This is a genomic window from Hymenobacter antarcticus (assembly GCF_039539545.1).
GTDB lineage: Bacteria > Bacteroidota > Bacteroidia > Cytophagales > Hymenobacteraceae > Hymenobacter > Hymenobacter antarcticus.
The window spans coordinates 23440-43236 of the sequence record NZ_BAABDI010000010.1 but is presented as its reverse complement, the minus strand read 5'-3'; the positions used below and the strand labels follow the sequence as shown (position 1 = coordinate 43236).

The 19797-nt window shown below is 60.9% G+C and carries 9 protein-coding genes; 5 read left to right on the top strand and 4 right to left on the bottom strand.

Annotated features, from left to right (window positions below; genetic code table 11):
* Positions 1-2598 precede the first annotated feature (2598 nt).
* The 4 genes from ABD819_RS09030 to ABD819_RS09015 form a co-directional block, all read right to left on the bottom strand.
* Positions 2599-4617, bottom strand: coding sequence for a monovalent cation:proton antiporter family protein (locus ABD819_RS09030; protein ID WP_345123300.1), 2019 nt, complete (start codon positions 4615-4617; stop codon positions 2599-2601).
* Positions 4618-5017: 400 nt separating this feature from the next.
* Positions 5018-6502, bottom strand: coding sequence for an exonuclease domain-containing protein (locus ABD819_RS09025; protein ID WP_345123296.1), 1485 nt, complete (start codon positions 6500-6502; stop codon positions 5018-5020).
* Positions 6503-6671: 169 nt separating this feature from the next.
* The gene (locus ABD819_RS09020; RefSeq protein WP_345123293.1) at positions 6672-7145 is read right to left on the bottom strand and encodes a PA2169 family four-helix-bundle protein; all 474 of its coding nucleotides are present in this window, start codon (positions 7143-7145) and stop codon (positions 6672-6674) included.
* Positions 7146-7224: 79 nt separating this feature from the next.
* Positions 7225-8421: an AI-2E family transporter gene (locus ABD819_RS09015; protein ID WP_345123291.1), complete on the bottom strand. Its 1197-nt coding sequence runs from the start codon at positions 8419-8421 to the stop codon at positions 7225-7227.
* Between the two features lie 199 nt (positions 8422-8620).
* Here ABD819_RS09015 and ABD819_RS09010 point away from each other — a divergent pair, with 199 nt between their 5' ends.
* The 5 genes from ABD819_RS09010 (at position 8621) to ABD819_RS08990 (ending at position 19661) form a co-directional block, all read left to right on the top strand.
* Positions 8621-10567, top strand: a complete 1947-nt coding sequence (locus ABD819_RS09010) for a DNA topoisomerase IV subunit B (RefSeq protein WP_345123289.1) — start codon at positions 8621-8623, stop codon at positions 10565-10567.
* 225 nt (positions 10568-10792) lie between these two features.
* Positions 10793-13927 (top strand): DUF7948 domain-containing protein, encoded by a 3135-nt coding sequence (locus ABD819_RS09005; protein WP_345123286.1) that lies wholly within the window; start codon positions 10793-10795, stop codon positions 13925-13927.
* A 644-nt stretch (positions 13928-14571) separates the two neighbouring features.
* Positions 14572-17307 (top strand): DNA gyrase/topoisomerase IV subunit A, encoded by a 2736-nt coding sequence (locus ABD819_RS09000; protein WP_425553963.1) that lies wholly within the window; start codon positions 14572-14574, stop codon positions 17305-17307.
* 137 nt (positions 17308-17444) lie between these two features.
* Positions 17445-18458 carry a tetratricopeptide repeat protein gene (locus ABD819_RS08995; protein WP_345123284.1) on the top strand — a complete coding sequence of 338 codons (1014 nt, stop codon included), beginning with the start codon at positions 17445-17447 and terminating at the stop codon, positions 18456-18458.
* A 36-nt stretch (positions 18459-18494) separates the two neighbouring features.
* Entirely contained in the window at positions 18495-19661 is a 1167-nt protein-coding gene (locus ABD819_RS08990; RefSeq protein ID WP_345123282.1) for a tetratricopeptide repeat protein, read from the top strand.
* Positions 19662-19797: the final 136 nt, after the last annotated feature.

Sequence of the window (19797 nt, the reverse complement as noted above, 5' to 3'; positions counted from 1 at the left end):
ACTAGAGCCAGCTGGGCCAGTGGAACCAACCGGCCCAACCAACCCCGCTGCGCCAGTAGGCCCTGCATCTCCGGCATTACCCTTGACCCCGGTAGCCCCAATCGGACCCTGCGAACCCACTGGTCCAGCCGGCCCAGCCGGCCCAATCGGCCCAATCGGCCCAATCGGCCCAATCGGCCCAATCGGCCCAATCGGCCCAGCCGGCCCAGCTCCACCGGTTGGTCCAGCCGCCCCAGCTAGTCCGGCAGCTCCAGCCGCCCCAGCTAGTCCGGCAGTCCCATTAGTACCTGCCGCTCCAGTCGCCCCAGCCGCTCCAGTCGCCCCAGCCGCTCCATCCGCCCCATTGGTGCCATTAGTACCATTAGTACCATTAGTACCTGCCGCTCCAGCCGCCCCAGTCGCTCCAGCTGCCCCAGCTAGTCCAGCCGCCCCAGCCGCCCCAGCCGCCCCAGCCGCCCCAGCTAGTCCGGCAGTCCCATTAGTACCTGCCGCTCCAGTCGCCCCAGCCGCCCCAGCCGCTCCATCCGCCCCATTGGTGCCATTAGTACCATTAGTACCATTAGTACCTGCCGCTCCAGCCGCCCCAGCTGGTCCGGCTAGCCCAGCTGCTCCAGCCACCCCATTGGTGCCATTAGTACCTGGTGCTCCAGCCGGCCCAGCTACACCGGCTGGCCCAGCCGCTCCAACCGCCCCATTAGCGCCTGCCGGACCTATCGGCCCAATACTCGTGGGCAGTGTTACGGGACTGGCACCCGTCAAAGTCAGGGTGGTCCCGCTTATGGATAAAGAAGGCATGGCCTGTGCGGAAAGCAGCCCCGAACTATTTGCGATAACCATGCGAGTGCCGGTGCCCGCTAACGTAGCGAGCGTTGTATTTCCTGAGATGGATGTGTTGATACCATTGAGTGCAGTAGTGCCGTTGAAAGTGGTGCTGCCACTGAATGTGGAGTTACCGGTATTAGTCGAATTCCCTGTGACAGTCATATTTCTATCTACAGTCAGGTTATTACGAACCGTGATGTTTTCGTTCACAGTAAGGTTGTTGCTTACATTAAGGTTGTTGCCGACGTTCATGTTTCCGCCCACGCCACCCGAACCGCTAACATTGAAGCTCGCATTCTGCAGGCCCGTCTGATTCAGGACAAAATCATTGCCGGTGCCAGGCGCTTCGGTACCAATCTTTATCACACCGGTGTTGTCGGTCGTAAGGTAACGGATGCCGTTGCCTCCCAAGCCCTCAACCCGAACGCTGCTCATGTTTCCGCCCAGGTGTAGCGTATTGGAGGGTACCGAAGTGCCGATGCCCACCTTCATGGTGGCGCTCGTTACCAGGTTACCGGCCATATTTAGTCGCATCCGCTCGTCGTTGTTGACCCGGAAGGCCAGGTCCTGGCCATTCATCGTGCCCATAAAGTTGGTTGAGGTGGAACTGGTGCCGTTGAGGCCCCAAAAATCCTGCCCCACGGTAAAGCCAGTGGTCACGAATCGCTGCCAGCTGGGTACCGCGGCTGTTCCGGCATTATAGTAAAAGCCTGCACCACTCAGGTTGGTGCTCGTATTGTACACCAGCAGCGCCGGGGCCGGGTTGCTGATGGTAGTGCCGTCGGTAACGGCTTGCAGGGCAACCCTAGGGAGCAAAAAGCCAAGCGACGAACTCTGAACGTCGAGGGCGGCCGAAGGATTTGGAGTCGTCGTGCCGATGCCTGTCTGGGCTTGGCTGGTAAATGCCGGTGCTAGCAGCGTGGCTACAAGAAGTAGGCGCACGGAGGCTTGTAAGAGATTTCCCATGCTGTTTTACTAAAAAGATGGATAAGAGCAGCAACTCCTGCCAGAGTGAATATATGTAAATATATACATTAATTTAATAATAAAAAAAATAAATATTATTATAATTAATAATATTTTAAAAATTATATAAATACGTTATATTTTATGGTAAAAATCAATAAAAATTGCTATTAATCATGTTGTAGTTGAATAATACTGACTTGCCGACAATATATTCTATGTCAATTTTCAAGAGTGAAGCGGAAAATATACGAGAAATCAAGGGTGTATTAATATTTTCAAAATATTGTGTATCAACACTTTATTAATAGCACCTGCAGCCATACTTTGCCTCTTAGTCAAGCTCTGGACAATTTGCTCTGCTGCTCGCTGCACAGCCTACCTATGCTCTACTCGGTGCGCGAGCCCAGCACTAAAGAGGCCAGGGGCAGGTACTACCAGCATGTAGGCAAGGGCTGTTGCTCCGTGGCGGACTCCTGGTGGCTCACGGAAATCGGGGGCGTTTTGGTGTCGGTCTTGGCCGGCATCACGCCCAACGTGCCGGCCCGCGTCGGCCCGTCCAAATTCCGTTCCGGCAAATGCGCCGCATCCTGCGTAAGGTCGCCGGGGGTGAAACCAGCAAGCTGAGTGACGTCACCACCCTCCTGTGCCCCTAGTGGTGGAGGAAATGGTAGCCGGCCGCAAGTAGCCTGGCCAAGCACCGAACAAGGCCCGCTGAACACTGTTCAGCGGGCCTTGTCGCGTTGGAAGGAAGTAGGAGCTAGGCGACCGCCTCGCCCGGCTCGTCCGGGCCACCGCCGGGGCAGGGCATCAGGCCTCGGCGGGCTGCATCGTCTGCACGAAGGACGCTACCTGCGCCGGCTTGCCGAAGACATACAGCGTGTCGTGGAGCTGAATGACGGTGTCGTCGTTCAGGTCCGGGAGCATCGAGCCATCGCGGCGAATGGCCAGCACGCTCAGCCCGAAGCGCTGCCGCATATCGGACTCGGCCAGGCGCTTGCCCACCAGACAGGTTTGCGGGTCGGCCTGGAGCGGCACCGTGGCCAGCTCGGCCCCCGCCAGCCCGACGTGGATGCTCGACCAGGCCGATTTCGTGATGGAATGGGGCCGCAGCATGGCGTGGTTGCCATGGCGCAGCTCGTCGATGAGCTTTTCAATATCGGGCTGCGGCACCAGGAAACGGGCCAGTACGTGGGCCAGCACCTCCATCGACGTTTCCTGCTCCTGCGAAATCACCTTGGTCGCGCCCGCCTGGTAGAGCTTCTTGTGCTCGTAGAGGTAGAGGCTGCGCACCAGAATGCAGGTTTTGGGGTTGAGCCGCCGGATGGCGACGACGGCCCGCAGCGTGGCGGCGGGGTCGGAGATGGCCACCACCACCATCCGGGCCTGGGCCACGCCCAGGTGCTCCAGCACGGGCTCGTGGGTAACATCGCCGTACACGATGCGCTCGCCGCGCTTCAGGCCCCGGTGCACCTTTTCGGCATCGGCTTCGAGGATGATGTGCGGGAGCCTGGCAAACTTGGCGGCCCGCACTACGTTGCGCCCGTTCAGCCCGTAGCCCACCACCACCAGATGGTCGGTGAGCGGGCCGTGGGGGAGCGTGAGCGACGGCAGGGAAGGACTATCAGCCGGGTGCAGCTGCTGCTCCAGCCGCATGGGAAACGGCCGGCGCATCAGCCAGGCCACCGAGGGCCGGGCCGCGGCCATCACCAGTGGCGTGCAGCACATGGTGAGCACGGAAATGGCCAGAAATAGCTGGTAGCTGTCGGGGCTGATGAGGCCCGCCTGCAGGCCCGCCCGCGAAAGCACGAAGGAAAACTCGCCCACCTGAGCCAGGGCCAGCCCGGCCAGCAGGGTTTCGCCCACGGGCGCCCGCAAAAACACGGCGGCGAACGGAGTCAGCAGCATTTTCAGCAGTATCACGCCGAGCGTGAGCAGCAGAATCTCGAGCGGGTGGGCCAGCAGCACCCGCACATCGAAGAGCATGCCGATGGATACGAAAAAGAAGCTGGCGAAAACCTCCCGGAACGGCAGTACGCTGCTCACGGCCTCGTAGCTGTATTCGGAATCGGCAATGAGCAGGCCGGCCAAAAAGGCCCCCAGCGCCATCGAAAGGCCCGCTTCCTCGGTCAGCCAGGCCACGCCCAGGCAGGTTCCGATGACGGTGAGCAGGAACAGCTCGCGGCTGTGCGTGCGGGCCACCGCCAGCAGCAGCCAGGGCATGAAGTAGCGGGCCCCGAGGACCACCACGACCAGCACGCCCACGATTTTGGCCAGCATCAGGCCCAGCATCAGCCAGGGACTGCCGGTGGCTTGCCCGCTGAGCAGCGGAATCAGCAGCATCATCGGCACCACCACCACATCCTGAAAAAGCAGGATGGCCAGCACAATCTGCCCGTGCATGGATTCTACTTCCATCCGCTGCTGCATCAGCTTGAGCACGATGGCGGTGCTGCTGAGGGAAATCAGAAAGCCCCAGAATATGGCCGTACCCATAGAGCAGCCAGCGGCCAGCGCCAGCACGGCCACCACCAGCACCGTGAGCCCCACCTGCAACGTGCCGCCCAAAAAAACCGCCCGCCGGATACGCACCAGGCTCTGCATCGAAAACTCCAGCCCAATGGTGAACATGAGCAGGATAATGCCCAGCTCCGCCACCTGATTGACCTTCAGCGGGCCCTTCACCAGCCCGAGCGCGTAGGGCCCGGCCAGCATGCCCGTAACCAGAAACCCGATGATGGAGGGCAGCCGGATGCGGATAAACAGCAGCGTAACACCTACGGAAAGCAGCAGGATAATCAGTAAGTCGAACAGCAGGGAAGAAGTCATGGCTCCCGGCGCTGGTAGACGCGCGAATTGAATGGTTGGTCAGTAAGTTGCGCGGTGCGGACGCCCGTGGGCTGGCCGCGCTCAGCCCATGGGCAGAACCTGAGTGGCAGTTGACAGCAGCTTTCCCACCACTCTCTAAAACTAGGGGAAAGCCGGTAGCCGAACTATGATAAAAATCAGCCTGCGTCCTACTAATAATTCAATTACAGCAACTTTCGGGTTGGTGTACGGGAGTAGAGACGCAACATTTTGCGTCTCGTCGTTGAACGGCTTACGGGAGCACCGTCAGACGATTTCGTTCAACGACGAGACGCAAAATGTTGCGTCTTTACCTTGTTTAAACGGCCACATACTAATTTGATAACTGTCCTAATTCACCGCTCCACCCATTCGCCGGTCTTTACCCGAACACCTTCACCCGCTCGCCCTTGTGCCTGGTGCGCAGGTGCTGCCGGATAATCTGCTGCACGTCCTTGTTGTCGGTGTAGGGCTTGATGACGTCGCGGAAATCGGCCAGCTTGCGGGCCGAGAACGTCTCATCCACGTAGCCGAAGCCCCGGTAGCGGCCGTTCTCAACCAGCACGATGCTTTTTTCCAGCTCGGTGCGGCCCGCCCCGATGACCACGAAGGTTTCGTGCTCGTAGCTGATGCTGTCGATGGCCTCGTCCACGCGCAGGTTGTAGCTCTCGGGCGGCTCCTGGCCCACGCAGGCCCCCAGGCAGCGGTGCACCTGGAAGTCGAAGCAGCCGCCCGGCGTTTTGTACAGGCCACAGAGCTTCTGGCAGAGGTTGTACTTGGATACTTTGTGGTAGAGAAAGCCCTGGGCCTTGAACTGATTGCCCAGCGCGATGATGGGAACTTCGGCATTGCGGGCATCGGCGCGGCCGTAGGCCAGGCGCTTGTAGCCCTGCTCATCGATGCGCAGGTAGATGCCGGCCGGGAATACCGAGCGCCGCTGGGCGCGGTTATAGGCCGGCTTCATCAGCTTAATCAGGTGCGACTCGTAGAGCAGCGCCACCAGCTCGGAGCCGGTCAGCTCCCAGGTAATATCGGCGATGGAGTTTTTGAAATCCAGGCTCTTGCGCGACTTCACGTCTACCGCGAAATGCTGCTGGATGCGCTTGTAGATATTGATGGACTTGCCCACGTAAATCACCTCGCCCGCTTCGTTGTGGAAGTAGTATACGCCCGTGGCTTGGGGCAGACTGGCCACCAGCGCCGCCGACACCAGCGGCGGCATCAGCGCCTCCCGAATGGCCGACTGCACGGCCGCCACGCGCTTGGGCGACGGCGCTTTGGTGCCCTCGGGCCGGCGGCCGGCGGGGGCCAGGGCATCCACGCGGGCCAGGGTGTGGCTGGTATCGGTGCCGTGGGGGAGGTCTTCGGTTTCGGTGGTTATCGTCAGCAGCCGGCCGAAGAGCAGGGCTGTGGCGTGGGCATCGCCGGCGGCGCGGTGCCGGCCTTCGAGCGGAATGCCGATGTTCTGGCACAGCTTGCCCAGGCTGTAGCTGGGCTGCCCCGGAATGAGGCTGCGCGAGAGGCGCACGGTACACAGCGTTTTGCGCGAGTAGTTGTAGCCCAGGTCGGCAAATTCCTTCTTCAGAAACGAGTAGTCGAAGCGCACGTTGTGGGCCACGAACACGCAGCCTTCGGTCATTTCCACCACCTTGCGGGCCACCTCGTGGAACTTGGGCGCGTCGCTCACCATGTCGTTGGTGATGCCGGTGAGCTGGGTAATGAACGGCGGAATGGCCCGGCCAGGGTTGAGCAGCGTGGCGTACTCGTCCACGATGCGCTCGCCATCGTGAATATAAATGGCTATTTCGGTGATGCGGTCCTGCGTGGGCTGCCCGCCGGTGGTTTCAAGGTCAATGATGGCGTACAAAGCGCGGCGGGGAATGGGGTCAAAAGAAAAGCTAACAAACTTAGCCCGCCAGAAGGTTGCAACTAAAAAAGGCAGCCCTTGCGAGGCCGCCTTTTTTAGTGGTTTATGAGCTGTGATTGGTAGTGGTTAACGATTAGGTTAAGTGCGCCTGTTCCTCAACCACTAATCATTAGCTGGTTTGGCCCTTCAGCTGGGTGATTTTATTCTTGGCTTCCAGAATCTGGCCGTGCTGCTTCTGAATCACGGTTTTTGCTTCGGCGGGCAGGTCGGATGCTTGCAGGGCGGTTTCGTAGGCCTTGAGGGCGATGGCGTCGCCGGTTTCGCACTCGCCCAGAATGGCGGAGTCGTCCTGGCCCGTCACGACCGATTTGATGTTAATCCAGCCGCGGTGCACGGCGGCGGCGGCATCGGTCAGGGCTCCTTCAATGGTGCCGGAATCTTCGGTGCTGACGCCAAAGCGGCTGGCGTGCTGGCTCAGGTCGGCGGCAAACTGGGCCCGCTGCTGCGACAGGCGACTCAGCTCGGCTTTCAGTTGGGGGTTGGTTACGCCCTCGGCGGCCTCCTGGTAGCCCTTGGTGGCCGTTTTGTTGATTTCAACCAGGTCGTTGTAGGCGCGGGCAGTGGTTTCGTTCGACGAAGTCATGGGGAAAAAGTTTAGGTGTAAAATAAGGAGAAGGTACCTGTTGCTATACTTTTATTCGGGCGGCCGGGTTGCGGCGGTGCTACGTACGCTTGACCATGCGCAGGGCTTTGGCAAAAAAGCCGGGCTGGTCGTCCGAAGTATCCTTTTTAGTATCCTCGCCATCGGTCACGTCGCCTAGCAGGAAGCCCCAGGGCTCGGTGGCCTTGCTGGAATCGAGCAGCACTTTTATCACGGCAATCAGCGGGATGCTGAGAATCATGCCCGGCGTGCCCCACAGCTCGCCGCCCAGAATCAGGGCAATGATGGCCGCCATGGGATTGATGCTCACTTTGGAGCCCGTAATCATGGGCGTGATGAAGTTGCCTTCCAAAAACTGCACGAATACGAACACGCCCACCACGGCCGCCGCCTTGCCCGGCGAGCCGGTTTCGACCAGCGTCACCAGTGCCGGAATGGCCGAGCCCACCAGAATGCCGATGTAGGGAATAATGGCCAGTACCGAGGCGAAAATGGCGAAGAACACGGCGAATTTCACCCCCAGCACCAGCAGGCCAATGGCATTGAGCACCGACACGATGACGATGACCGTGAGCAAGCCCTGAATGTAGGCCTGCACCACCGTCTGAATGCTGTCCATGGTATGCAGCACGCTGGTGCGCTTGTCGGGGGCCACGAAGCGGAACATGAACTGCCGCATGTGGTCGCGGTAATACAGGAAGCAAAAGATGTAAATCGGCACCAGCGTGGTTACGCTCAAAATACCCGCCGTGGTGCTGAGCGTGGAGCCTAAAAAGCCGCCGGCTGAGCTCTTTACTGATTTCATTGAGCTGTCAATCAGCTGCTCTTTGCTCATGGGCTCGTAGCCGAATTTGGCGTGCGCCCACTGCTGAATCTGGTCAAAGTACTGCACGCTTTTGGCCTGAAGCTTGGGCAGTTCCTCGCGCAGGCTCATAATCTGGGAGCCAAACAGGTAAAACAGCCCAACCAGCGTACCAATTACCAGCAGCAAGGCCACGATGATGGCCCAGATGCGCGGAAATTTCCAGCGCTCGAGCCGCGTGACCAGCGGCAGGAGCAGCACTGCCAGCAAGGCCGCGAACAGGATGGGCAGCAACACGCTATCGAGCTTGCGGAGCACGAGCACGAGCAGCGAAAGCCCGATTAGTAGAAAGGTGTAGTATACAACCGGGGCCTGCTTGACTTCAGCCGGTGCGTGGGTTTGCGTGGGCGAGGGCAGGTTGCGCGGCTGGTTGAGAGTATTGGGGCGGGGAAACATTTAAGAATAAAAAAGGATTCGGGAGAGGAGGAAATTCCGGAATCATCCCCTGGCCCAGTGAACTGCCGGGGGCATGACGGTGTTGAAAACTAAATAATTTGGCGGGCTTAGCTAAGCTGACTGGTAAGGCCCGGCTTGGCGAACCGCCCTTTTCTGCGTTATTTTACCTGAAATCTGCTCCCCTTACGTATTTTTTGTAATGAAAGACGAACTACTTGTCGACGACCTGGAAGCTACCCCGAAAGTGCCCGACCACGGCTACAACGAAGACAGCATCCGGTCGCTGGACTGGCGCGAGCACATCCGGCTGCGGCCGGGCATGTACATCGGCAAGCTCGGGGACGGGTCGGCCTACGACGACGGCATTTATGTGCTGGTAAAGGAAGTGGTCGACAACTGCATCGACGAGCATGTGATGGGCCACGGCCGGACCATCGACATCAAAATCTCCGATTCGCGGGTGCAGATACGTGACTACGGCCGCGGCATTCCCCTGGGCAAGGTGGTGGACGTGGTGAGCAAAATCAACACCGGCGGCAAGTACGACTCCAAGGTGTTTCAAAAATCCGTGGGCCTGAACGGCGTGGGCACCAAGGCCGTGAATGCCCTGAGCGGCTACTTCCTGGTGCAAAGCGTGCGCGAAGGCATTATGAAGGCGGCGGAGTTTGCCCAGGGCAACCTGGTGGCCGACCTCAAGCCTACCAAAACCAGCCAGCGCAACGGCACCCTCGTCACCTTTCAGCCCGACGACACGATTTTCAAGAACTACCGCTTCATCCCGGAATACCTCGAAAACCAGGTCTGGAACTACGTTTACCTCAACGCCGGCCTCACCATCAACTTCAACGGCCAGAAGTATTACTCCGAAAACGGCCTGCTCGACCTGCTCGCCCGCAAGGCCGACGTGGAGCACCTGCGCTACCCGATTATCCACCTCAAAGCGCCGGATATCGAAATGGCCATGACCCACGGCAACGACTACGGCGAGGAGTATTATTCCTTCGTGAACGGCCAGTACACTACTCAGGGCGGCACGCACCTGGCCGCCTTCCGCGAGGCCGTGGTGAAGGCCGTGCGCGAGTTCTATAAGAAGGACTACGATGCCGCCGACATCCGGGCCAGCATTATCGCCGCCATTTCGGTGCGCGTGCAGGAGCCAGTGTTCGAGAGCCAGACCAAAACCAAGCTCGGCAGCGTGAACATGGGCGAGGACGGCCCCACCGTGCGCGGCTTCATCCTCGATTTCGTCAAGGAGCACCTCGATAACTACCTGCACAAAAACGCCGCCGCCGCCGAGGCCCTGCGCAAGCGCATCGAGCAGAGCGAGCGCGAGCGCAAGGACATGGCCGGCGTGAAAAAGCTGGCCAACCAGCGCGCCAAAAAAGCCAACCTGCACAACCGCAAGCTGCGCGACTGCCGCTTCCACCTGGGCGAAAACGCCAGGGACGGGGCCGAAAAAGAGCTGCTCACCACGCTCTTCATCACCGAGGGCGACTCGGCTTCGGGCAGCATCACCAAGAGCCGCAACGTGGAGCTGGAGGCCGTGTTCAGCCTGCGCGGCAAGCCGCTGAACTGCTTCGGGCTGAAGAAGAAAATCGTGTACGAGAACGAGGAGCTGAACCTGCTTCAGCACGCCCTCAACATCGAGGAAGGCATTGAAGGCCTGCGCTACAACCGCGTAGTGGTGGCCACCGATGCCGATGTCGACGGCATGCACATCCGGTTGCTGCTGCTCACGTTCTTCCTGCAGTTTTTCCCGGATTTGGTGCGCAACGGCCACGTTTTCATTCTTGAAACGCCGCTGTTCCGGGTGCGCAACAAGAAGGAAACCATCTATTGCTACAACGAAAGTGAGAAGCAGGCCGCCATGCGCAAGCTGGGCAAGAACCCCGAAATCACCCGCTTCAAGGGCTTGGGCGAGATTTCGCCCGACGAGTTTGGCAAGTTCATCGGCGAAAACATCAAGCTCGAACCGGTCATTCTGCAGTCGGACCGCAGCATTCAGCAGGTGCTCACCTATTACATGGGCAAAAACACGCCCGCCCGGCAGGAATTCATCATCGACAACCTGCGCCTGGAAAAGGACCTGGTGACGTCGGATGTGCTACCAGTTGCGGAAGTGGTAGAAGCCGAAATCGAGGCGTAGTACCCGGACAGGCACTTCACCAGCATTTTTTTAAAGCCCCTGACAACCTCAGGGGCTTTTTTGTGCACGCTACTATCCAGACTCGTTCTACTCGGAGGCAAGGCAATAATTCAGCAATACTATTTCTAAAAAACCTGCGCAATGGCTTGGGAATTTTGCCGTTATGAGGCAAGCCATTTGTAGTTTTGATGCTTCAACTTTTCCACATTTATGACCAAATAGTTTATGCGTCTTTCTTTAATGATGGGTTTATTGCTGGCCACTGCGGTGGCCAGGGCCGCTACCCCGGTCACCCAAGTGCCCTTTGTGCCCAATAACGGCCAATGGGCGAAGCAGGTAAAGTATGCGGTGGACCTGCCCGGCGGGCGGCTCTTCCTCGAAAACAACTGCTTCACCTACAGCCTGGCCGCCCCGTCGGCGCACGGCCCCGAAAGGGAGGCTTCCCAAACCCCGGTAGCTGGCCACGCCTTCCGCGTGACCATGGTGGGAGCCGCCGCGGCTCCGGCCCTGATGGGCGAAGAGCGGCAGGAGGGATTTCACAACTATTTTTTGGGTAATGACCCCGCAAAGTGGGCCGCGAAGGTGCCACTGTACGCTGGCGTGCGCTACCACGAAGCCTACCCCGGCATCGACGTGCGCTGGCACCAGCAAGCCGGCAGCAGCCAGCTGGAGTATGATTTCGAACTGGTGCCCGGTGCCAAACCGGCCGCCATCCGCCTGCGCTACGACGGCCTCGATGGCCTGGCCATCACCCCGGAAGGGCACCTGCGGCTGCGCACCAGCGTGGGCGAGCTCCGCGAGCAGGCTCCGGTGGCGTGGCAGCTGTCGGCTACCGGCCGGCGCCGGGCGGTGCCGTGCCGCTTCGTGCTGCGCGGCCACGAAATCAGCTTTGCGCTGGGCGCGGGCTACGACCCGGCTCAGCGCCTGGTTATCGACCCCGTGCTGGTGTTTGCCAGCTATTCGGGCTCGCCGGTGGGGATGTCGGCCAACACGGCCGCTTCTGATGCGCAGGGCAATATGTACACCGGCGGCTACCTGTTTGGTGGGCAGTATCCGGTAACGCTGGGAGCCATCAAAACCGCGTTTTTTAACGGAAACATGGGAATTGCTAAGTTCTCGGCCAATGGCAGTACCTTAATTTATGCCACGTACCTGGGTGGGAACGGCACGGGTGGCAGCCCATTTTCGCAGGACTACCCGCTCGACCTGGAGGTGAGCGCGGCGGGCGAGTTAGTGATATTGGGCACCACCACCGCCCCCGACTATCCCACCACGGCCGGGGCCTTCGACCGCCAGCTGGGTACTGGCAGCTCGGGGAGCTTTACTCCGCTTGATTTCGTGGTTACCCGCTTCAACGCGACCGGTACCGCCATTCTGGCTTCTACCTTCCTGGGCGGCTCCGGCGAGGAGGCGGGTTCGGTGTCGTCGGTGCCCGGCAGCCTGGCGATAGACCCCGCTACCGGCGACGTGCTGGTGGCCAGCACCACCCAATCCACCGATTACCCCATGCTCAACGCCGCCCAGCCTATCAAGAGCGCGGGCTACGAAGGCGTGCTCACCCGCTTCAACCCCGGGCTCACCGCCCTGCGCTGGTCGACCTACCTGGGTGGCAGCAGCGACGACCGGGCCCACGACGTGAAAGTAGCCGCCAGCGGCGACGTGTACGTGTGCGGCGGCACCACCAGCCTCAACCTGCCGCTGGGCACGCCTGGCCTTATGCCGGTGGCCCCTTTTGGCAACAATGGCTTCGTGCTGCGCTACAGTGCCGCCGGCCTGCGGCTGGGCGGTACCTACCTTGGCACTAGTTCCAACGACGTGGCCCGTTTTCTGGACCTCGACGCCAGCGGCCAGGTGTTGGTGGGCGGGGCTTCGGATGGAGACTATCCGCGCACAACTGGCACCTACGGGGCCGTGGTGCCCGGTAGCACGGGTTTTTTCGTGCATGCGCTCAACCCGACGCTCAGCGCTACCATCTTCAGCACGCAGGTGAGCGTGGTTGCCGCCGGCTCCCTGCAGAGCTCGAATGTGCTCACCGGCTTCGGGCGCGACAACTGCGGGCGGCTATACTTCAGCACCTACGGGGGCAACCTGCCCAGCCCCGGCTGCCCGCGCACCGCCGATGCTTTTTCGAGCCAGCCGCGCAGCCTGTACCTGGCCGTGCTGGCCGAAAACGCCACGGCCCTGCTCTATGGTACGTATGTAGGCGAAGCCAACTTCAACGCGGGTACCTCCGGGGGCACTCACGTTCACTTCGCGGCTTCCAACCAGGTGTCGCGGGCCGGGGTGCTCTATCACCTCACCTGTAACAGCGGCCGCACGTTTGGCACCACGCCGGGGGCGTTTTCGGCCGGTGCTACCAGCGGCCTCGACGGGGCCGCCTTCAAATTCGATATGGCGCCCACCAGTGCTGCCGGTATTTCGTTATTGGTGCCTACGCCGCCCGCAAGCTGCGCGCCCTACGCGGTCCAGTTCGTGAATAATTCTTCCACCACACTGCTTTACAGCTGGGACTTTGGCGATGGCAGCCCGCTCGACACGGCCCGCGCCCCGCGCCACACCTATGCCAACGCGGGCACCTTCACGGCCCGGCTCGTAGCCACCCGTCGCGGCACGGCCAACTTCTGCGGCTTGGGCACGGCCACACTCAGCGTTCCGGTGGTGGTGCTGCCGCCCGTATCGGTGCGCCAGGTGCGGGACTCGCTGGGCTGCGGCCGGCCCCTGGTGCTGGACCCCACGCGCCTTACCCCATTCGTGAGTGGCATTGCCTATACCTGGAGCAATGGCGCGCGCACGCCGTTTATTACCGTGACCGCGCCCGGCCGCTACCGCGTCGAGGTAGACCAGGGCCAGACTTGTCCGGCCGTGGTCGAATATGTCATCCGGGAAGCGGTGGCTCCGCCCGTGCGGAACGTGGTCGATTCACTATCCTGCGGCCAGCTGAGCGTCCTCGACCCGGCCCGCTTGTCGCCCCGGCCCACGGGCACTGCTTACCGGTGGAATACCGGGGCCCAAACGCCCACCTTGCCCGTGACCACGCCCGGCCGCTACAGCGTCGAGATTGAGCAGGGGCGGTTTTGCCCTCAGGTAATAGCGTATGAAGTGAAGCTGAGCAGGGAATTTCAATTGCCCAACATTCTTACCGTCAACGGTGATAAGTTGAACGCGGTGCTGAAAATCCCCGGTTCCTATGGCACGCCCCAGCTCAAGGTCTTCAACCGCTGGGGCCGGCTCGTGTACGAAACCACTGCTTATCACAACGACTGGGCAGCCACCGACCAGCCCGCCGGCGTCTATTACTATTTGCTGAGCCAGCCTTCCTGCAGCATCAACCTGAAAGGCTGGGTGGAAATTGTCCGCTAAGGCGCGGTTATTTCCGGGCAGTTATGAGGCTGTGAATAAAAAAAAGAGCGTCCGTAGAAATTGTTTTTAAATTTTTGCGTACGTTTGGACCGCCGGCCAGGGGTAGACTGGACGGCAAATTCCACGGAAAAGCCCGGGCCTTTGGTCCGGGCTTTTTTCGTGCCGGTGAAAATCGGTCGGTTTCCCCCTTTTTAACGCGCATGGCCGGTCCAGGAATGGCTATTTATATTAGCTTGCTTTTGTCTGATATATTGCCGTAATTTACGATTTAAGCAGGTTTTTATTCTTGATTTGTGCCGACTTGTTCAATCGGCGCACTAAAAATATTGGGAACTTTACCCTTCCCGGCAGGTTTGTGAGTTATTGCGCTCCGCGCTGATACCGGTATTTTTGACGGCAGTTCGCCGACCTCATTCGTTTCCCCCGTGGCTACACTCGACACCCCCGATTCCGACACCCCCGACCAAAATTTTTTACAGCCCGGCGATTCGGTGGATTTTGACCTGTCGGCCTTCTCCCCAGCCGCGGCCGACGATGCCGCGGAGCCGGCCAGCTTCGCGGAGCAGGACGCGGCCCACCTCCGGCCGGCCGAAGCCACCGACTTATTCGACGGCACCCTGACCGTGCACGTAGCGGCCGAAACCGTGCCCGAGCCCGAAACGGAGGAAGAGCCCAAGTTCGCCCCCGGCGAAACCATTCACGACGTGGCCACGGTGCGCGGCATGTACCAGAACTGGTTTCTGGACTATGCCAGCTATGTGATTCTGGAGCGGGCCGTGCCCGCCATCGAGGACGGCCTGAAACCCGTGCAGCGGCGCATTCTGCACGCCATGAAGGAGATGGACGACGGCCGCTTCAACAAGGTGGCCAACGTCATCGGCCAGACCATGCAGTACCACCCGCACGGCGACGCCAGCATCGGCGACGCCATGGTGAACCTGGGCCAGAAAGACCTGCTCATCGAAACCCAGGGCAACTGGGGCGACGTGCGCACCGGCGACGGCGCCGCCGCCGCCCGCTATATCGAAGCCCGCCTGAGCAAATTCGCGCTCGACGTGGTGTTCAACCCCGACACCACCGAGTGGCAGCTGAGCTACGACGGCCGCAAGCGCGAGCCCACCACGCTGCCCGTGAAGTTCCCGCTGCTGCTCGCGCAGGGCGTGGAGGGCATCGCCGTGGGCCTGAGCACCAAGATTATGCCCCACAACTTCCGGGAGCTGTGCAAGGCTAGTATCGACGTGCTGCGGGGGCGCGAGGTGCAGCTGTTTCCAGACTTTTCGACCGGCGGGCTGTGCGACGTGACCAACTACAACTCGGGTATGCGCGGGGCCAAAATCCGGCTGCGCGCCACCATTGAGAAGGTCGACAAGACCCTGCTCATCATCCGCGACATTCCGTATGGCTCCACCACCACGGCGCTGATGGAGAGCATCGTGAAGGCGAGTGAGGCTAATAAAATTAAGATTAAAAAGGTGGTTGACAACACGGCCGCCAACGTGGAAATCCAGGTGCAGCTGCCCGCCGGCGTGTCGCCCGACCTCACCATGGACGCGCTGTATGCCTTCACCGACTGCGAAATCAGCATCTCGCCCAACACCTGCGTCATTATCGACGACAAGCCCCGCTTCGTGGGCGTGGAGGACGTGCTGCGCCAAAGCACCAAGGCCACCGTGCGCCTGCTGGAGCGCGAGCTCGAAATCCGCCAGGATGAGCTGTGGGAAAAGTGGCACAACGCCTCACTGGAGAAGATTTTCATCGAAAATCGCATCTATCGCAGGATTGAGGAGTGCGAAACCTGGGCGGAAATTCTGGAGACCATTGACAAGGGCCTGAAGAAATTCGTGCGCATAGAAGGGGAGAAGGCCAGGGCCGATGACCAGCGCATTGTGCTGCGCCGCGCCATTGAGGAGGAAGACCTCACGCGCCTGACCGAAATCCGCATCAAGCGGATTTCCAGGTTTGACGGTTTTAAGGCCGACGAATACATTCAGAAGCTGGAAGTGGAGCTGGCCGAAGTGGCCGACCACCTGGCCAACCTGACCCGCTACGCCATCAACTACTTTGAAGGCCTGCTGAAGAAGTACGGCGCGGGCCGGGAGCGCAAAACCCAGCTGCGCACCTTCGACGTGGTGACGGCCCAGAAAGTGGCCGTGGCCAACCAGAAGCTGTACGTGAACTACGCCGACGGCTTTGTGGGCTACGGCCTGAAAAAGGACGAAAACGCGGTGACCATCTGCGACTGCTCCGACCTGGACGATATTATTTCCATCAAGCGCGACGGCACGTTTACGGTGACCAAAATCGCGGAAAAAACCTTCGTGGGCAAGGATATTCTGCACGTTGGCGTCTACAACAAGAACGATGACCGGCTGGTGTACAACATGGTGTACCTCGATGGAGCGTCGGGCATCAGTTTCGCCAAGCGCTTCCTGGTTTCGGGCATCACCCGCGACAAAGCGTACGACCTGACCAAGGGCACCAAGGGCACCAAAACGCTCTATCTCACGGCCAATCCCAACTCGGAGTCGGAAATCGTGAGCATTCAGCTTTCCGACAAAGCTCCGGCGCGGGTGAAGCAGTTCGACTTTGACTTTGCCGAATTGGGCATCAAAGGCAAGGGCTCGATGGGTAACATCGTGACCAAGCAACCCATCAAGAAAATCACCCAGAAAACGTTGGGCGACTCCACGCTGGGCGGCCGCGAGGTATTCTTCGATAGCGTGGTGGGCCGCCTCAACACCGCCGGCCACGGCCGCTACCTGGGCACGTTCGACACCGAAAACACCGTGCTGGTCATCTTCAAGGATGGCAGCTACGAGCTGACCGCGCCCAACCCCACCAACCACTACGATGTGCCCAATATCGTGCTCCTGCGCAAGCATGAGCCCGAGGTGGTGCTCTCGGTCGTGTACGTGGACGGGGAAACCAAAATCCACTACGTCAAGCGTTTCAAGATTGAAACCAGCACGATGGACAAGCGCTTCAGCTTCATCTCAGAGGCCAAAGGCTCGAAGATGCTGGCCGTGACGGCTAACCCGGAACCGTTGGTGGAAGTGAAAATGCAAAAGGATAAAAAGGCCGATAAGGAAACGGAGAAAATCGCGCTGCACGAATTCATCGACGTGAAAGGCTGGAAGGCCATGGGCAACAAGCTGAACTACTACAAAATCCACGCCCTGGTCCTGCTCACCGACGAAGGCTCCGAGCCCCAACGGCGCGAAGTAGCCAAAAAGCGCGCCCCTCTGCCCAAGCCCGGTGAGGCCCCCGCCGCCGAGTCCGCGATGACTGAGCCGACTGGCCCGGTTGGCGTCACGGCCGAGGAAGTGGCCCGCGCCCAGGAATTGCTCAAGCGCCCAAAAGCGCAGTTGGGGCTATTTTAAGCAAATATTCAAAGCGTGAGAGTGCGGCAGCCGGGGCAGAATCCTTGTCCGGTTGCCGCATTTTTTTGGCCAGCTGCCGGGGGCTGGCCCCGCTGAACTTGGCGGTTGGTTGTGCCATTGGCGTATTTCTTTGCCTTATGCTTACTTTTTTCCAGTTGTGGTCGTTGTGTCCGGCTCGGTTCCGGCGGCGCGGCGGCGGGGGGCTGGTGGTCTGCCTGTTGCTGCTGGCCGTGGGTAGCGCGCCAGCTCAGGCCCAGCTTCCGGCCCGGCCCCGCAAGCCGGCGGCCCCCGTGGCCAAAGCGCCGGCCGTGAAGCTGCCCGCCGCCGACCCGCCCGCCGTGCGCACCAAACTGGCGCAGGCCGCCAGCCTGGCCAGCGCATTCAAAGACTCGGAAGCCCTGGCCGTTTATCAGGATATTCTGAAAACGGTGCCCACCCACTACCTGGCGCTGTGGCAGGCGGCGGTGCTCAGTGTGAAAATTGGCAGTCGCTATTCCGACGAAACCCGGAAAGCCGCCTATTTCGACGTTGCCCGCCAATATGCCGACCGCGCCTTGCTGCTTGAGCCCGAAGGGGGCGAAAGCAACTACGCCCTGGCGCTGGTGCTTTTCAACCAGGCGACTTTGCTGCCGGCCGGGGCCCGACTACAGGTTTTTCGTGACATCCGGGCGCACGCATACTTGGCCACCGAAAAGCGGCCCGACTGGCCCGAAGCCTGGCAGCTGCGCGGCCGCTGGCAGTATCGGGTGGCGCACTACAACGTGTTTGAGCGCCTCTACAGCAAGCTGGTGCTGGGCGGCGTGCCCACCGGCGGCGACAGCCGCGAAGCCATGGCCAACCTGGAAAGAGCGCACCAAATGGCTCCGCAAAACATTCAGGTCAGCTACGACCTGGCCCGCATGTACATCTACCAAGGCCGTCGGAAAAAGGCAATCGCCGTGCTGAAAGAAGTCGAGAAATTGCCGCCCATCACCAGCGAAGACTTGGTAGTGAGTCGGTTGTGTCGTAAGCTGTTGCCGCCGCTGGTGCGGGCCGATGCCCGCCGGGAGAAGCGGTTAGCGCGGCAGAATCCAGTCGTTCCAGCTACCGCTCCCGCAGCCGTGCCAACTTCCCGCCCGGCCCCGAGCGACACCCTCAGCCGCAAGCAATAGTTTGCAACGCCCGCCCAGGACCGTACTTTGCAACTAATGAAGCGCGTTATTTCTTTGTTTGGGCGGTGTTTGGGCTGCTGGGCGCTACTGGGCAGCCTGGCCCTGCCGGCCTGCCAAACCACGCCCGCCGAGCGTCCCGATACGCTGGTGAACCTGGCCACCGTGCAAAGCGGCCCCCGCGTGCAGGCCGACGAGCTGAACGGAGCCATTGCCCGGGAGCCTCGTAACACGGCGCTACTGGCCCGCCGCGCCACGCTGCGCCTGGCCGCTGGCCAGCCCCGCGCCGCCCTGGCCGATGTGGTGGCCGCCCTGCAAATTGACGATGCCGATGCCGGCCTGTACTTTTTGCAGGCGCGGGCGTTCCGGGCGCTGGGCCAGCTGCCCGATGCGCTGGCGGCCGCCCGCCAGGCCGCCGACCGCGGCTTCACCGGCCCCGAGCTGCCCCTCATGGTGGGCGAAACGCACCTGGCGGCCCGCAACTACGCGGCCGCCCTCGACAACCTCGACCGGACCTTGCGCCTCGACCCCGACCAGCCCGCCGCGCTCTTCTACAAAGGCCTCGCCTACGCCGCCACCGCCGATACCAGTACGGCCGTGCAGTATTTGCAGGATGCGCTGGCCCGAAATCCCCGCGAACCGGAAATCCTGCATCAGCTGGCGTTTTTGCTTAATGCCTGGCGTATTCCGGCCGATGCCGCCCGCTACGCCGCGCTGGGCCTGCGCCTGGATACCGCCTCGGGCCTGTTGCACTACGACTACGGCCGCCACCTGGAACTTCAGGGCCAGCCCGATAGCGCCCTGTGGTACTACCGCCGCGCGCTGGCCCTTGATACCACCGTCTACCGGGCCGACTACCGCCTCGGTTTGGCGGCGGCCAAAGCACGTCGCCCGGCGGTCATCATTCAGCACCTTACGCGGGCGCTGCGTCGTAATCCGCGCCTGCCCCAGGCCCGCGCCCTCCTCGCCGAGGCCCTCGAAACCCAGAACCGACTGCCCGAAGCCATTGCCCAGTACCGCCTGCTCGTGGCCGAAAATCCGGGTAATCCGCACTGGACGTTCAAGGTCTGGAAAATAGGGGGGAAGGCGCAGGCGCTGCTGCCCGACAGCCTGCGGCCCGCCCCGCGCAACTACTATCGCCGGCCGGCTCCGGTGCGCCCGTTGCCCATCGCCCCGCTGCCCACGCTCACGCCCAGCGCCAGATAACGCCCTTAAATTGGGGTGAAAGGAGCCGGAGAAGACCGGATAAAATCCATAATTCTTCGCCGCGCATTCTTACTTCCTCATAAAGCGAAGCGTAACTTGCGCCCAGCTTTGCCCACCGGGCACTTTACCCCATTCT

What these genes read in the sequence shown, in the direction of transcription:
- ABD819_RS09030 (WP_345123300.1), bottom strand. Translation starts at nt 4,617, where the DNA reads ATGACTTCTTCCCTGCTGTTCGACTTACTGATTATCCTGCTGCTTTCC.
- ABD819_RS09020 (WP_345123293.1), bottom strand. Translation starts at nt 7,145, where the DNA reads ATGACTTCGTCGAACGAAACCACTGCCCGCGCCTACAACGACCTGGTT.
- ABD819_RS09015 (WP_345123291.1), bottom strand. Translation starts at nt 8,421, where the DNA reads ATGTTTCCCCGCCCCAATACTCTCAACCAGCCGCGCAACCTGCCCTCG.
- ABD819_RS09010 (WP_345123289.1), top strand. Translation starts at nt 8,621, where the DNA reads ATGAAAGACGAACTACTTGTCGACGACCTGGAAGCTACCCCGAAAGTG.
- ABD819_RS09005 (WP_345123286.1), top strand. Translation starts at nt 10,793, where the DNA reads ATGCGTCTTTCTTTAATGATGGGTTTATTGCTGGCCACTGCGGTGGCC.
- ABD819_RS08995 (WP_345123284.1), top strand. Translation starts at nt 17,445, where the DNA reads ATGCTTACTTTTTTCCAGTTGTGGTCGTTGTGTCCGGCTCGGTTCCGG.
- ABD819_RS08990 (WP_345123282.1), top strand. Translation starts at nt 18,495, where the DNA reads ATGAAGCGCGTTATTTCTTTGTTTGGGCGGTGTTTGGGCTGCTGGGCG.